Source organism: Geminicoccus flavidas (assembly GCF_009806515.1).
In the GTDB taxonomy this organism is placed as follows: Bacteria; Pseudomonadota; Alphaproteobacteria; order Geminicoccales; family Geminicoccaceae; genus Geminicoccus; species Geminicoccus flavidus.
Genome location: NZ_WUJP01000114.1, coordinates 1 through 14,698, shown reverse-complemented (window position 1 = coordinate 14,698; position 14,698 = coordinate 1). Strand labels below are relative to the sequence as shown.

The following is a 14,698-nucleotide window of genomic DNA, read 5'->3' as shown; positions in this document are numbered from 1 at the left end:
TGGTGGTGGTGTAGGGCACGCGGTTCATCAGCGCCTCGCGGCGCAAGGAGTAGCTGTCCTTGATCGCCTGGCGCCCGTCGGTGGTGTTGATCATCAGCACCACGCCCTTGTCCTTGATCCGGTCGACGATGTGCGGCCGGCCTTCATGGACCTTGTTGATCTCCTGGACCGGAACGTCCGCCTCGCGCAGCACCTGGGCAGTCCCACGGGTGGCGAGCAGGCCGTAGCCCAGCTCCACCAGGCGCCGGCCGATCTCGACGGCAGCCGCCTTGTCCTGATCGCGGACCGACAGGAACACCGCACCGCTGCGCGGCAGCTCCTGGCCGGACGCGATCTGCCCCTTCAGGAAGGCCCGGCCGAAATCGTGGTCCAGGCCCATCACCTCGCCGGTGGACTTCATCTCCGGACCGAGGATCAGGTCGACGCCCGGGAAGCGCGCGAACGGGAACACCGCCTCCTTGACCGCGACATGGTCTTGCCGGCGGATGTCCAGGTCGAAGCTTTCCAGCGGCTCGCCCGCCATGACCCGAGCCGCCATTTTGGCGAGCTGCTTGCCGATCGCCTTGGCGACGAACGGCACGGTCCGCGAGGCGCGCGGATTGACCTCCAGGATGTAGACGACCCGGCCCTTGACCGCGAACTGCACGTTCATCAGGCCGCGCACGTTCAGGGCCTTGGCCAGCGCCTTGGCCTGCCGCTCGATCTCCACGACCACTTCGTCGGGGAGCGAGTAGGGCGGCAGCGAGCAGGCACTGTCGCCCGAATGGACGCCCGCCTCCTCGATATGCTCCATCACGCCCGCGACCACGCTGGTCCTGCCGTCCGCGATCACGTCGACATCGACCTCTATCGCATCGGACAGGTAGCGGTCGACCAGGACGGCACCCTGCTCGGACACCGCCGCCGCTTCCTTGGCGAACGCCTTGGCCTCGATCTCGTCATGGACGATCCGCATCGCCCGCCCGCCCAGCACGTAGGACGGGCGCAGCATCACCGGGTAGCCCAGTGCGTTGGCCTTCTGCACGGCCTCCTCGGCACTGGCGGCCGTCGCGTTCTCCGGCTGCTTCAGCCCCAGTTCCTGCAGCAGGCCCTGGAAGCGCTCGCGGTCCTCGGCCAGGTCGATCGAATCGACGGGCGTGCCCAGGATCGGGATGCCGGCCTTCTCCAGATGATGGCTGAGCTTGAGCGGGGTCTGGCCGCCTAGCTGGACGATGCAGCCCAAGAGCTTGCCGTTGCTGGCTTCCTTGGCGCAGATCTCCAGCACGTCCTCGGCGGTGAGCGGCTCGAAATAGAGCCGGTCAGACGTGTCAGGGTCGGTCGAGACCGTCTCCGGGTTGCAGTTGACCATCACCGTTTCGAAGCCGGCGTCCTTCAGCCCGAACGCGGCATGCACGCAGCAATAGTCGAACTCGATGCCCTGGCCGATCCGGTTGGGGCCGCCGCCCAGGATGATGACCTTGGTCCGGTCCGACGGCCGGCTCTCGTCCTCGGCCTCCTCCTCGCCGAACGCCGGCGCCTCGTAGGTCGAGTACATGTAGGGGGTCTGCGATTCGAACTCGGCGGCACAGGTGTCGATCCGCTTGAACACCGGATGAACCTTCAGCGCATGCCGGCGCGCACGCACCTCGGCCTCGTCCAGGCCAGTGAGCTTGCCCAAGCGCTTGTCCGAGAAGCCCATGCTCTTGAGCGCATGCAGGCCCTCGCGGTCCTCCGGCAGCCCCTCGGCCCGGATCCGGGCCTCGGCCTGGACGATCTCCTCGACCTGGCGCAGGAACCAGGGATCGAACCGGGTGATCCGATGGATCTCCTCGACGCTCATGCCCTCGCGCAGCGCCTGGGCGGTCACGCGGAACCGGTCCGGGGTCGGCTGGCCCAGCATCTCGACCAGCACTTCTCGAGGATCGGCACCCTCGGTCAGCTCGATCTCGTCGAAGCCGGACAGGCCGGTCTCCAGGCCGCGCAGGGCCTTCTGCACGCTTTCCTGGAAGGTCCGGCCGATCGCCATCACCTCGCCCACCGACTTCATCGCCGTGGAGAGCAGCGGCTCGGTCTCCGGGAACTTCTCGAAGGTGAAGCGCGGGATCTTGGTGACGACATAGTCGATCGACGGCTCGAAGCTGGCCGGCGTGACCTTGGTGATGTCGTTCTGGATCTCGTCCAGCGTGTAGCCCACGGCCAGCAGGGCCGCGACCTTGGCGATCGGGAAGCCGGTCGCCTTCGACGCCAGGGCCGAGGAGCGCGACACGCGCGGGTTCATCTCGATCACGACCATGCGGCCGCTGGCCGGATCGATCGCGAACTGGACGTTGGAGCCGCCCGTGTCGACGCCCACCTCGCGCAGCACCGCGATCGAGGCGGAGCGCATCCGCTGATATTCCTTGTCGGTCAGCGTGAGGGCAGGGGCCACCGTGATGCTGTCGCCGGTATGCACGCCCATCGGATCGACGTTCTCGATGGAGCAGATGATGATGCAGTTGTCCGCGTGATCGCGGACTACCTCCATCTCATACTCCTTCCAGCCCAGCACCGATTCCTCGACCAGGACCTCGGTGATCGGCGAGGCGTCCAGGCCGGACGCCACGATCCGCTCGAACTCCTCGCGGTTGTACGCGATGCCGCCGCCCGTACCGCCCAGCGTGAAGGAGGGGCGAATGATCGCCGGCAGGCCGGTCAGCTCCAATGCCTCGCGCGCCTGCTCCATCGAGCGCACGACCACCGACTTGGGCATGTCGAGGCCGATCTTGATCATTGCCTCGCGGAACAGGGCCCGGTCCTCGGCCTTGTCGATCGCCGGCAGCTTGGCGCCGATCAGCTCCACGCCGTACTTGTCGAGCACCCCGCTTTCCGCCAGCGCCTTGGCGGTGTTCAGCGCGGTCTGCCCGCCCATGGTAGGCAGCAGGGCGTCGGGCCGCTCCTTGACGATGATCTTCTCGACGAAGGCCGGCGTGATCGGCTCGATATAGGTCGCGTCCGCCGTTTCCGGGTCGGTCATGATCGTCGCCGGGTTCGAATTGACCAGGACGATCCGGTAGCCCTCGCGGCGCAGCGCCTTGCAGGCCTGGGTGCCGGAATAGTCGAACTCGGAAGCTTGGCCGATCACGATCGGGCCGGCGCCGATCACCAGGATCGACTTGATGTCGGTACGTTTGGGCATGGGGTCAGGCTCGGCGGGTCGGCATTCTGGGCAAGGCGGATGGCGGCAGGTCAGGCGGCGCGGCGCGCGCGGATCGCCTCGACGAACCGCTGGAACAGATAGTGGCTGTCAGCCGGACCGGGCGATGCCTCGGGATGATACTGCACCGAGAAGACCGGCTTGCCCTCCAGGGCGATGCCCTGGATGGTGCCGTCGAACAGGGAGCGGTGGGTGATCGTCACGCCCTGGGGCAGGCCCGCCTCGTCGATGGCGAAGCCGTGGTTCTGCGAGGTGATCTCGACGCGCCCGGTGGTGTGGTCCTTGACCGGGTGGTTGGCGCCGTGATGACCGTGCGGCATCTTCATCGTGCGCGCGCCCAGCGCCAGGCCCAGGAGCTGGTGGCCCAGGCAGATGCCGAACACCGGCAGGTCGGACGCCACCACCTCCTGGATCACCGGCACCGCGTGTTGGCCGGTGGCGGCCGGGTCGCCCGGCCCGTTGCCCAGCAGGACCCCGTCCGGCTCCAGCGCCAGGATCTCCTGGGCGGTGGCGGTCGCCGGGACCACGGTGATCCGGCAGCCCTCTTCGGCCAGCGAGCGCAGGATGTTGCTCTTGATGCCGTAGTCGACCGCCACGATGTGCGGGCCGTCGCCCCGGCCCGCCCGATAGCCCTGGAGATCCCAGCCGCCCTGATCCCAGCCATAGCGCTGAGTGGCCGAGACCACGGCGGCGAGATCCTGGCCGACCATGGATGGGGCCGCGGCCGCCGCCTTCTTCAGCGCATCGACATCGATCCGGCCGTCGGGCGCCACCTGCAGCGCCGCGTTCTGGCTGCCCGCTTCGCGCAGGCGCCGGGTCAGCCGCCTGGTGTCGACGCCCGAGATGGCGCCGATCCCGTGGTCGGCCAGCCAGGTTTCCAGCGACTGCTCCGCCCGCCAGCTGGACGGTGGAGTCGGCAGGGCGCGGAACACTGCACCGGCGGCGTGCGGCGTCAGTGCCTCGCTGTCTTGCCCGTTCACGCCGACATTGCCGACATGCGGAAAGGTGAAGGTGACGATCTGCCCGGCATAGGACGGATCGGTCAGGATCTCCTGATAGCCGGTGATCGCGGTGTTGAACACGATCTCCGCGGTGCGGGTGCCGGCAGCGCCATGGCCTCGGCCGAGGAACACGGTGCCGTCGGCGAGCGCCAGGGCGGCGGTAGGCTTGGAGCCCGATTTGGTCATGGCGCGCCTTCCGGAATGCGGCTTTTGCCCGTCTGGACGGCGGGCGTGCGGAACGGCGGCCGTGACATGCGTCACGACCCCGCCGCTTCTGCCACCGGCTCAACCGCCGGTCAAGGCGGCTGGATTCCGATTCGCGCTGGATGCGCCGGTGCCGGGGCGGACAGGCGGCAGCCGGAAACGGCTGCCCCTTGAAACCCGTTCAATGGAGGGATACCTGCCGCGCGCCGCTGCCCGTCCGCTGCGAACCGTTCGCGGCGTGCGGGCGTTTGGCCATTGGAGTGTGGTTCAGTGCTGCGTGAGAAGGTTGAGGCCGCCTTGCGGGAAGCGGTCGCCGTGAATGACGAGCCGGCCGTGCGCACGCTCCGCCTAGTTCGCTGCGCGCTGAACGAGCGGCGTAGTTGCGACAAGGAATCGGGCCGGTCGGAGCAGGTCTCGGACCAGGAGGTCGAACGCATGCTCGCTGCCATGATCCAGCAGCGGCGCGAGCAGATCCCGCGCTACGAGGAACAGGGCCAGCTCGAGCTGGCGCGGCAGGAGGAGGAGGAGATCGAGGTCATCTCTCGCTTCCTGCCCTCCGCCATGAGCGAGGAGGCCATGCTAGCGGCGGTCGACGCCGCGCTGGCACGCACCGGCGCCCAGAAGGTGAAGGACCTGGGCCGGGTCCTGACGGAGCTCAAGGCGCAGTTCGCTGGACGGATGGACTTCGGTCGGGCGAAGCTGCTCTTGCAGCAGCGGCTGCACTGAGCGGGCACATTCTCCGGAGGACGCGGGCTTGAGCAGGGCGCCACGGCCGAACCTGGACGAGTTCAAGGCGCGCCTGCCGCTGGTCGAGATTGTGGGCCGCCATGTCCGCCTGGTGCGCAAGGGGCGCGAGTGGCAGGGGCTCTGTCCGTTCCACAAGGAGAAGAGCCCGTCCTTCAGCGTTGTGGAGGACAAGGGCTTCTTCCACTGCTTCGGCTGCGGCGCGCATGGCAATGCCATCGACTTCGTCATGCGCGTCGAGAACCTGGAGTTTGCCGATGCGCTGCAGCGGCTGGAGGAACTGACCGGCATCCTGGCACCGCGGCGCGAGAGCGGGCAAGGGCAGCGCGTCGACCAGGACCTTTATACGGTCAATCAGGCGGCAGCCGAGTGGTTCGCGGCCCAACTCGAGGGTGCGGCGGGCCGGGAAGCACGGGGCTATCTCGCCGGCCGTCAGCTGCCGGCCGAGCAGGTCCGGCGCTTCGGCCTGGGCTATGCGCCCGGCAGCGGCCATGCACTCCAGGAAGCGCTCAGCGCCCGCGGCCTGTCGGTGGCCAAGCTCGCCGAGGCAGGACTGGTCCTGCTCGACGAGGAAACCGGCCGCCGGCCCTATGACCGGTTCCGCAACCGCCTGATGTTCCCGATTCGGGACGAGCGCGGCCGGGTGGTGGGATTCGGCGGCCGTGCGTTCGGCGATGCCAAGCCGAAATATTTGAACACCGCGGAAACGCCGCTCTTCCACAAGGGCGACTTGCTCTACGGCCTGGATCTCGCCCTGGCTCCGGCACGCCAGGCGCGCCGCGTCCTGGTGGTCGAGGGCTATGTCGACGTGATCGCGATGCACGAGGCGGGTCTGCCGTTCGCGGTGGCACCGCTCGGCACTGCACTGGGCGAGCGGCAGCTCCAGCGCCTGTGGAAGCTCTCGCCCGAGCCCGTCCTGTGCTTCGACGGCGACGAGGCTGGCAGGCGCGCGGCCGACCGTGCCGCCGAACGGGCCTTGCCCCATCTGTCGCCGGACCGGTCGCTGCGCGTGGCCTTCCTGCCGCCCGGCAAGGACCCGGACGACCTGCTGCGCGGCGAGGGGCCGGCTGCCATCCACCGGGTGCTGGACGGTGCGGTGCCCCTGGTCGATTTTCTCTGGTCGGTCGGCATCGAAGGGCGGCCGATCGATACGCCGGAGCGGCGTGCCGCCTTGCGTCGCGACTGCATCGAGCGGCTGCGCCGGATCGGCGATCCGGAGCTGCAGCGCCAGTATGTGACGGAGTTCCGCCGCAGGCTCGACATCCTGATGCCGTTCCGCACGGTGCAGCGCCGCCAGCCGGCCACGGCCCAAGTCGCCGGCAGCAGCCTGCGGCCGTTCGACGAACGGGAGCGGCTGGAGCAGGCACTGCTGGCGCCGGTGCTGGCCGAGCCCAGGCATTTGCGCTCGCTCGAGGAGGAGATTGCCGATTTCGGGTGGAAGGTTCCCGACCACCAGCGGCTCGTGAGCCACATGCTCGAGTGGTATGCACTTTCACTGGACGAGGACCCTACTGCGGAGCTTGACGGCCGGGCCCTGTCCCACCATCTGGCATTGTCAGGCTTGGGCGAACTTGCTGACCGCATCCTGCGTGATCGGTCCTCTGGTAACCACCAGCGCCAGGCGACGTCGGACGAACTGGTCCTCGAGCAGTGGGCCAGGCTTCGCGGAAAGAGGATGCTGCGGGCACGTGCGCGCGCGGCGTTCGCGAGTTCGTTGGAACCCGATGGCGATGTCGGCGACTGACGCCGCGTGCCCTTTCCCCTGTCCCTCGTGCCATTTTCGCAACAGTAGCAGCTTTCTCCGCTCGGTGCGCAACCGGGCGGGCATTGGCAATTCCGGCTTAGCGGCTTGGACCGGCCGCGACAGGAGGTTTCCCGCATGGCGAAGAGCCAGCCCATCAAGGTGGCGATGTCGTCGAGCAAGGCCAAGCCAGCGGCCAAGACCATCGTCAGGACGGGGGTGGAGCAGTTGCTCCAGGCCAATCCCGCCCTGCGCAAGCTCGTGCAGACCGCGCGCGAGAAGGGCTCGATCTCCTACGACCAGCTGAACAACGGCCTGCCCGCCAGCGCCACGCCGGAACAGATGGACGAGATGATCGCCTATCTGGAATCGCGCGGTGTGTCGGTGGTGCGCGAGGAGGCCGAGGACGGCGACGCCCGCAGCCAGGCCGACAGCGAGGACAATCTCGAGCTCAACGATCAGCAGGCGGCCGACAAGGACGAGGAGTCCGACAAGGACGACGCCGACGAGGGCGAGCAGGAGGAGCTCGGCCGAACCGACGACCCGGTCCGCATGTATCTGCGCGAGATGGGCTCGATCGAGCTCCTGTCGCGCGAGGGCGAGATCGAGATCGCCAAGCGCATCGAGGCCGGCCGCAACATGGTCCTGGAGGCCCTGTGCGAGAGCCCGCTCACCATGCGTGCGGTGATCGGCTGGCGTGACGCGATCCGCGAGGGCCGCGTGCCGCTGCGCGACATCATCGACCTGGAGGCCACCTACGAGGGCGGCCCGTCCCCGGACGAGGCCGCAGCCGCCGAGGGGACGGCCGGGGAGCGGCCGGCCGCCAATGGCCGCGCGGTGCCGGCGGGCGAGGACGAGGAGGACGAGGAGGCCCAGGCGCCCGAGGTTGCCGGCAGCGAGAGCGAGGAGGACGAGGACGACGCGATGTCGCTCTCGATGCTCGAGGCCAAGCTGCGCGATACGGTGCTGGAAACCTTTGACGCCATTGCCGAGCGCTACATGCAGCTCCGCCAGCTCCAGGAGGAGCGGCTGGCATTGATCCAAGCCAACCGCCCGGTCACCCGCCAGCTCCAGGCCGAGTACGAGCTGTCGCGCAAGGAGATGGTCGAGGCCATGGCGGTCATCCAGCTCCACCCGCTCAAGGTGGAAGCGCTGGTCGCCCAGCTCAACGACATGAACAAGCTGCTCCAGTCCCTGGAAGGCAAGCTGCTGCGCCTGGCGCTGTCCTCCAAGGTCAGCCGCGAGAAGTTCATCGTCGCCTATCAGAACCACGAGCTCGACCCGGACTGGCTCGACAACCTCGCGACGCTCAAGGACAAGTACTGGCAGGACTTCGTCACCCGTCACCGTGACGAGGTGATCGCGCTGCGTGGCGACATCGCGGCGATTGCGGACGAGACCGGCCTGCAGATTGGCGAGTTCCGCCGCATCGTCAGCCTGGTGCAGAAGGGCGAGCGCGACGCCAGCCGCGCCAAGAAGGAGATGGTCGAGGCCAATCTGCGCCTCGTGATCTCCATCGCCAAGAAGTACACGAACCGCGGCCTGCAGTTCCTGGACCTGATCCAGGAAGGCAACATCGGCCTGATGAAGGCTGTGGACAAGTTCGAGTACCGGCGCGGCTACAAGTTCTCGACCTATGCGACCTGGTGGATCCGGCAGGCGATCACCCGCTCGATCGCGGATCAGGCGCGGACCATCCGCATCCCGGTCCACATGATCGAGACGATCAACAAGCTGGTCCGTGCGTCGCGCCAGATGCTGCACGAGTTCGGCCGCGAGCCTACCCCGGAAGAGCTCGCGATCAAGCTGAACATGCCGCTCGACAAGGTCCGCAAGGTCCTCAAGATCGCCAAGGAGCCGATCTCCCTCGAAACTCCGATCGGCGACGAGGAGGATTCGCATCTCGGCGACTTCATCGAGGACAAGAACGCCGTCCAGCCGCTGGAGGCTGCGACGCTCTCGAACCTGCGCGAGTCGACCACCCGGGTCCTGGCCACGCTCACCCCGCGCGAGGAGCGCGTGCTGCGCATGCGCTTCGGCATCGGCATGAACACCGATCACACGCTGGAAGAGGTCGGCCAGCAGTTCAGCGTGACCCGCGAGCGTATCCGCCAGATCGAGGCCAAGGCGCTGCGCAAGCTCAAGCACCCGTCCCGGTCCCGCAAGCTGCGCTCGTTCCTGGACACCTGAGCGAGCAGTGGCGGTCAGCGGAACATGCTGACCGCCACCCGCTTCCGGTCTTCCCGCCTGTGGCACTTGAGCCAGTTGGTGCCGGCGAGCGCCGGCGCCGCGCGGTCGGCGAAGCATCGCCATTCCCCGGCTGCAGCCTATTTGTTCCTGCAGCCATCACCTCGGACGCGAGCTTCGTCTTCCCGGGAGATGCTCGGGCAGCCGGATATGGGAAGTTCCCCGTCCTGGCCGCTCCAGTGCCCGGCCGTTGCATGTCCGGATGGGGCAACCGGCAAGTGGAGGCTCTTCACCATGGGAATCTGTCGGTACCTGATCGTGGCCGCGACCGTTCTCGCGCTTTCCGGCTCCGTCCAGGCGGCAACCACCCATCCCAAGCCGCTGCAGGGCGGCAGCATCAATATCGGCGTCGTCTCGGGCAGCGGCTATTACACAGTCGAACCCGAGGGCTTCCGTGTGGTCATCACGCTCACCAAGGGCACGGAGCGTCCCATCCGCTTCGAGGCCGTGCTCACCCCGGGCCAGAGCATCATCCTGTCGGCGCCGAGGGAACTCGGCGCCGAAAAAAGCGAGGTGATCGAGATTGCTCGCGAAGGTGACGATCTGGTCGTGACGCGGCCGTAGCCCGCAAGTTCCATCAGCGCAGCGGCCAAGGCTCCGCATGCGGGGGCTGGGGCCGGGCAGCCGCAGGGCATCGTCCCCCAATGCGTCATCGGGCGGAACAGCCGTGGGACCGGCATCGCCGCTGGGCCGGCATCGATTGCCAGGACTGGGGGACGACGTTATCACCGCCGCCCGGTGGGGCCTGTAGCTCAGGGGTTAGAGCGGGCCGCTCATAACGGCTTGGTCGCGGGTTCAAATCCTGCCAGGCCCACCAGTCGCCGCCGGCCCGCTGCAACCGGGGCCGTCCCACACCGTTGATGTCAGCATCCGGGCCGAGCCGGGCGTGCTGCATTGCTCCTGACCGACCCGGACTAGGGAAGGACGGGAAGATGCTCGACGGCAGCCAGCGCAACCTCACCCCGGCCGTTCGGGCGCCGGTGTTTCCGGGCACGCCGAGCGAGTTCATCACCATCCTGGCGCATTTCCACCGCGCCGAGATTGCCCGCATGGCCGGCTGGCGCGACCGGATCGACCGGACCAGCAACTGGGCGATTACGGTGGTGGCAGCCCTGCTGTCCGTGTCCCTTTCCACGCCCAACGCGCATCACGGCGTGCTCCTGTTCGCCATGCTGCTGGTGCTGCTGCTCCTGGTGATCGAGGCGCGCCGCTACCGGTTCTTTGACGTGTACCGCAACCGGGTGCGCCGCATGGAGCGCAACTACTTCGCCCAAGTGTTCGCGCCCGCCCCCGACACCAGCGACGACTGGGTGCGCGCGCTGGGCGAGGACCTGCGCCGGCCCCTGTTCCTGATCGACCTGCGCCGGGCGATGGCGCGCCGGCTGCGCCGCAACTACTGCTGGATGTTCCTGATCCTGCTGCTCGCCTGGCTGGTGAAGACCAGCACCACCGCTCCGCCCGAGGACAGCGTGCAGCTGCGCCTGGTGCAGTCGTTCGGCGAATGGCTGAGCAACGCTGCGATCGGGCCGGTCCCGGGCTGGATCGTGATGCTGGTCGTCGCCGCGTTCTACATCTGGATCGCGGCGGCTTCCCTGCGCCGGCCGGAAAGCCAGGGCGAGATGGCATTCGGCGACGTGCATGTCTGACGCCGCCTGTGGCGCTGCGGCAAAATCCATCGTGTCGTAGTCTGCTAGATCGATTTCGCGCCCTGGATGCACCTGCAGGACGCTACCGGAGCCTCGTATATGAGGTTAGCGTTGCGCACCGCGGCGGAAGGCGGTGTGTCGGCGGGAGCCTTCGGCTCCCGGGGGCGCCTGAACGGATCAGGGATAATGGGATCGAGCAGGATCGGGCCCATGAGGCCGGCAGTTCCGCCGCTGATCGATCCCGCCCGACATGGAGATGTCGGCAGGCAGGCTGTCGCCGGCGGATCCGGTCGATCAGGGAATCAAGGCCATGGCTTCAGTAGCCGGTCGTCCCCGAGCGGACAGCAAGGTCCGGCCGATGACGGCGGAAGAACGTAAGGTGATTTTCGCCTCGTCGGCGGGTACAGTCTTTGAGTGGTACGACTTCTATCTCTACGGCTCCTTGGCGGTCATCATCGGCGCCAAGTTTTTCACCCAGTTCGATGAGACCACGCGCAACATCTTCGCTCTGCTGGCGTTTGCCGCAGGCTTCCTGGTCCGGCCGTTCGGCGCACTGGTGTTCGGCCGGCTGGGCGATTTGGTCGGGCGCAAGTACACCTTCCTGATAACCATCCTGATCATGGGCGTCTCGACCTTCCTGGTCGGCATCCTGCCCACGGCCGACAGCATCGGTCTGCTGGCGCCCACCATCCTGATCATCCTGCGCCTTCTGCAGGGCTTGGCGCTGGGCGGTGAGTATGGTGGTGCCGCCACCTATGTGGCGGAGCACGCGCCGCAAGGAAGGCGCGGCTTCTACACGTCCTGGATCCAGACCACCGCGACGCTCGGCCTGTTCCTCTCGCTGCTGGTCATCCTCATGGTCCGCTCGATGCTCGGCGAGGAAGCGTTCGCTGACTGGGGCTGGCGCATCCCGTTCCTGATCTCGGTCGTCCTTCTGGGCATCTCGGTCTGGATCCGGATGCAACTCCAGGAGAGCCCGGCGTTCAAGCGGATGAAGGAGGAGGGCACCCAGTCCAAGGCGCCGCTCTCCGAGGCGTTCGGCCAGTGGCGCTACGCCAAGTTCGCGATCATCGCGCTTCTGGGCCTCACCGCCGGCCAGGCCGTGGTCTGGTACACCGGCCAGTTCTACGCGTTGTTCTTCCTGCAGAGCATCCTCAAGGTCGACGGCTACTCGGCCAACCTGCTGATCGCCTGGTCGCTCCTGATCGGCACCGCCGGCTTCGTGTTCTTCGGCTGGTTGTCGGACAAGGTCGGCCGCAAGCCGATCATCCTCCTGGGCTGCCTGCTCGCGGCGCTGACCTACTTCCCGCTGTTCAAGATGCTGACGGAGACGGCCAACCCGACGCTGGCCGCGGCCCAGGCCTCGACCCCGGTCACCGTGGTGGCCGACCCGGCCCGCTGCTCCTTCCAGTTCAATCCGGTCGGCACCGCCAAGTTCACCACCTCCTGCGACATCGCCAAGGCGCTGCTCGCCAAGAACGCGGTGAACTACACGGTCGAACCCGCACCGCCCGGCACGATCGCCTCGATCAGGATTGGCGACCAGACCATCCAGGCCTTCGACGCGGAGCGGGCCGGGGCTGATGCGGCAGCGCTGGGCGAGCAGTTCACCGCCGACGTCACCGCGACCCTGATCGCGCAGGGCTACCCGGCGCCCGGTGACCCGGACATCGTGAAGCTCGACCACCCGTTCGACATCTTCGACGGGCGGACTTTCATGGTGGTGGTGATCCTGACGATCCTGGTCATCTACGTGACCATGGTCTACGGCCCGATCGCCGCCGCCCTGGTCGAGCTGTTCCCGACCCGGATCCGCTACACCGCCATGTCGCTGCCCTACCATATCGGCAATGGCTGGTTCGGCGGCCTCCTGCCGGCCACGGCGTTCGCGATGATCGCTTGGCGAGGCGATATCTATTTCGGGCTCTGGTACCCGATCGTCATCGCGGCGGCCACCGTGGTCATCGGCGTGCTGTTCGTGCCGGAAACCAAGGACCGCGATATTTTCGCGGACGACGCCCGCAGCTGATCGCAGCGCGGCTTCGGGTTCGAGGGAGGCGTGCGGGCTCCGGCCCGGGCGCCTCCTGCCTTTTCGGGCACCGGCCATGCATGCGCCAGGCAGAAATTCTGAAATTGGTGGAAGACATGCGGTGCGCGTGGTCGTAGACGATGCGCGAGTCTTGCCGTCTGCCCGTTCACGCCAGAAATACGGTGGGTAGAGGCAAAGTAAAGTGGTTCTAACCTAGAGAGCGGTTCATGGTCCGTGATGCGGTGGCTGCACGGCTGGATCTTCCGGGCCTCCGGTATCCGGTGATGGTCCTGGCCCTGGTCTCCGTGCTTGCCGGGGCGGCACATGCTCAGGAGCCGCCACCGGCCCCGGTGGCCGGAACTGCAGGGATGGCGGGTGCCGGCCCGGCAGAGGGCAGGGGCCAGGACCAAGCCTTGCCCCTGGGCGAGCCCGCCCCGTCCGGCGGGACGGCAGCCGCACGGCCGATCGTGCCGGGCCTGGGCGACGGCATGGGCATCCTCCATTTGGAGCAGGAGCAGCTTAGCGCCGCGTCGGCCAACCTGCCCCACGACCTGTCGCCCTGGGGCATGTTCATGGCTGCCGACCTAGTGGTCAAGGCGGTCATGGTCGGGCTCGCCTTCGCCTCCGTGGTCACCTGGACGATCTGTCTCGCCAAGTTCCTGGAGTTGGCGATGGCCAGGCGTCGAGCCAAGCGCGCGACCGCACGGCTGGCCCGGGCACCCGACCTGGGAGAGGCGCTGGCGGGGGTGGCCAGAGACGACCTGGTCGCCGGCAGCCTGCTCGCCGCCGCCGAGACCGAGCTGCAGATGTCGGAGGACCTGGAAGCCGCCGTGGACGGCAAGGCCGGCATCAAGGAGCGCGTGGCGTCCCGCCTCGACCGAATCGAGGCGGCGGTTGGACGGCGGATGATCCGCGGCACCGGCGTGCTCGCGACCATCGGCTCGACCGCCCCGTTCGTCGGCCTGTTCGGCACGGTCTGGGGGATCATGAACAGCTTCATCGGCATCTCGGAAAGCCAGACCACCAATCTCGCCGTGGTGGCGCCCGGCATCGCCGAGGCGCTCCTCGCCACGGCGATCGGCCTGGTGGCCGCAATCCCGGCCGTGGTCGTCTACAACCATTTCGCCCGGCAGATTTCCGGCTACCGCGCCCTGGTCGGCGACATGTCGGCCGAGGTGATGCGCATCGTGTCGCGCGACCTCGACCGCCGCGGTGCGCATGGCCGCGGCTATGCCCGTGCAGCGGAGTGAGTAGCAATGGCAGCGAAGCTCGACGATGGCGACGACCTCGGCGACAACCATGACATCAACGTCACGCCGTTCATCGACGTGGTGCTGGTCCTCCTGATCATCTTCATGGTGGCCGCACCGCTCGCGACCGCCGACATCGCGGTGGACCTGCCCCCTGCCAATGCCAAGGCATCGCCAAGGCCAGAAGCGCCGGTTTTCGTGTCTCTGCAAAAGGACCTCTCGGTCGCGATCAACAGCGACCAGGTCGACCGCGCCGCCCTCGGCAGCGGCCTGGACCGCGCCACCTCGGGCGACAAGGAGCAGCGGATCTTCATCCGTGCCGACGAGGGCGTGCCCTATGGCGAGGTGATGGCCGTGATGAACCTGATGCGGGCCTCGGGCTACCTGAAGGTTGGGCTGGTTGGCCTTGAGGTGGTGCCTGCCCAGTGAGCGCGGCGGCACTTCCCTATCAGATCTCCGAGGGCGGAGGGCCGGGCGACCTTCGGCGCTGGATGGCCGCCTTCCTGGTGGTGGCGGCGCTGCATGGCGGTGTGGCGCTGGTGGCACTGAACTGGCGCCGGCCAGTGGAGATCCCGGGCGAGCCACCGGCGGCGGTGATGATCGATCTGGCGCCGCTGCCGGCCTCGCCCAACGTCGAGGAGATCCTGAACGAGCTGCCGCTGCC

At 67.8% G+C, this 14,698-nt stretch carries 10 protein-coding genes, 1 tRNA gene and 1 pseudogene; 10 read left to right on the top strand and 2 right to left on the bottom strand.

Annotation, left to right across the window (positions count from 1 at the left end; genetic code table 11):
• Both carB and carA read right to left on the bottom strand, forming a co-directional pair.
• Positions 1-3,154: carbamoyl-phosphate synthase large subunit (gene carB / locus EQG76_RS03100; RefSeq protein ID WP_159710524.1), on the bottom strand; the 3,154-nt coding region annotated here is incomplete at its 3' end.
• A gap of 50 nt (positions 3,155-3,204) precedes the next feature.
• On the bottom strand, positions 3,205-4,359 hold the full coding sequence (gene carA, locus EQG76_RS03095) for a glutamine-hydrolyzing carbamoyl-phosphate synthase small subunit (protein WP_159710522.1): 1,155 nt from the start codon (positions 4,357-4,359) through the stop codon (positions 3,205-3,207).
• Between the two features lie 288 nt (positions 4,360-4,647).
• Here carA and EQG76_RS03090 point away from each other — a divergent pair, with 288 nt between their 5' ends.
• The 10 genes and pseudogenes from EQG76_RS03090 to EQG76_RS03045 all read left to right on the top strand — a co-directional run.
• Positions 4,648-5,103: a GatB/YqeY domain-containing protein gene (locus EQG76_RS03090; protein WP_159710520.1), complete on the top strand. Its 456-nt coding sequence runs from the start codon at positions 4,648-4,650 to the stop codon at positions 5,101-5,103.
• Between the two features lie 28 nt (positions 5,104-5,131).
• A complete protein-coding gene (gene dnaG / locus EQG76_RS03085) occupies positions 5,132-6,865 on the top strand; it encodes a DNA primase (RefSeq protein WP_159710518.1) in 1,734 nt (577 codons plus the stop codon).
• A gap of 135 nt (positions 6,866-7,000) precedes the next feature.
• On the top strand, positions 7,001-9,052 hold the full coding sequence (gene rpoD / locus EQG76_RS03080; RefSeq protein WP_235031182.1) for an RNA polymerase sigma factor RpoD: 2,052 nt from the start codon (positions 7,001-7,003) through the stop codon (positions 9,050-9,052).
• 315 nt (positions 9,053-9,367) lie between these two features.
• Positions 9,368-9,673: a hypothetical protein gene (locus EQG76_RS03075; RefSeq protein ID WP_159710516.1), complete on the top strand. Its 306-nt coding sequence runs from the start codon at positions 9,368-9,370 to the stop codon at positions 9,671-9,673.
• Between the two features lie 177 nt (positions 9,674-9,850).
• A tRNA-Ile gene (locus EQG76_RS03070) sits at positions 9,851-9,926 on the top strand.
• A 115-nt stretch (positions 9,927-10,041) separates the two neighbouring features.
• Positions 10,042-10,755, top strand: a complete 714-nt coding sequence (locus EQG76_RS03065; RefSeq protein WP_159710514.1) for a DUF2270 domain-containing protein — start codon at positions 10,042-10,044, stop codon at positions 10,753-10,755.
• Positions 10,756-11,113: 358 nt separating this feature from the next.
• Positions 11,114-12,784 (top strand): MFS transporter, encoded by a 1,671-nt coding sequence (locus EQG76_RS03060; RefSeq protein ID WP_159710512.1) that lies wholly within the window; start codon positions 11,114-11,116, stop codon positions 12,782-12,784.
• 284 nt (positions 12,785-13,068) lie between these two features.
• The gene (gene exbB, locus EQG76_RS03055) at positions 13,069-14,034 is read left to right on the top strand and encodes a tonB-system energizer ExbB (RefSeq protein WP_407925497.1); all 966 of its coding nucleotides are present in this window, start codon (positions 13,069-13,071) and stop codon (positions 14,032-14,034) included.
• Between the two features lie 6 nt (positions 14,035-14,040).
• Positions 14,041-14,463 carry a TonB system transport protein ExbD gene (gene exbD / locus EQG76_RS03050; protein ID WP_159710508.1) on the top strand — a complete coding sequence of 141 codons (423 nt, stop codon included), beginning with the start codon at positions 14,041-14,043 and terminating at the stop codon, positions 14,461-14,463.
• Positions 14,460-14,698, top strand: a pseudogene (locus EQG76_RS03045) (hypothetical protein); the annotation flags it as partial. The gene exbD and the pseudogene EQG76_RS03045, both read left to right, overlap by 4 nt.

Coding starts and splice junctions, on each gene's coding strand:
- EQG76_RS03060 (WP_159710512.1), top strand. CDS start 11,114: ATGACGGCGGAAGAACGTAAGGTGATTTTCGCCTCGTCGGCGGGTACA.
- EQG76_RS03065 (WP_159710514.1), top strand. CDS start 10,042: ATGCTCGACGGCAGCCAGCGCAACCTCACCCCGGCCGTTCGGGCGCCG.
- carA (WP_159710522.1), bottom strand. CDS start 4,359: ATGACCAAATCGGGCTCCAAGCCTACCGCCGCCCTGGCGCTCGCCGAC.
- rpoD (WP_235031182.1), top strand. CDS start 7,001: ATGGCGAAGAGCCAGCCCATCAAGGTGGCGATGTCGTCGAGCAAGGCC.
- exbB (WP_407925497.1), top strand. CDS start 13,069: ATGGTCCTGGCCCTGGTCTCCGTGCTTGCCGGGGCGGCACATGCTCAG.
- exbD (WP_159710508.1), top strand. CDS start 14,041: ATGGCAGCGAAGCTCGACGATGGCGACGACCTCGGCGACAACCATGAC.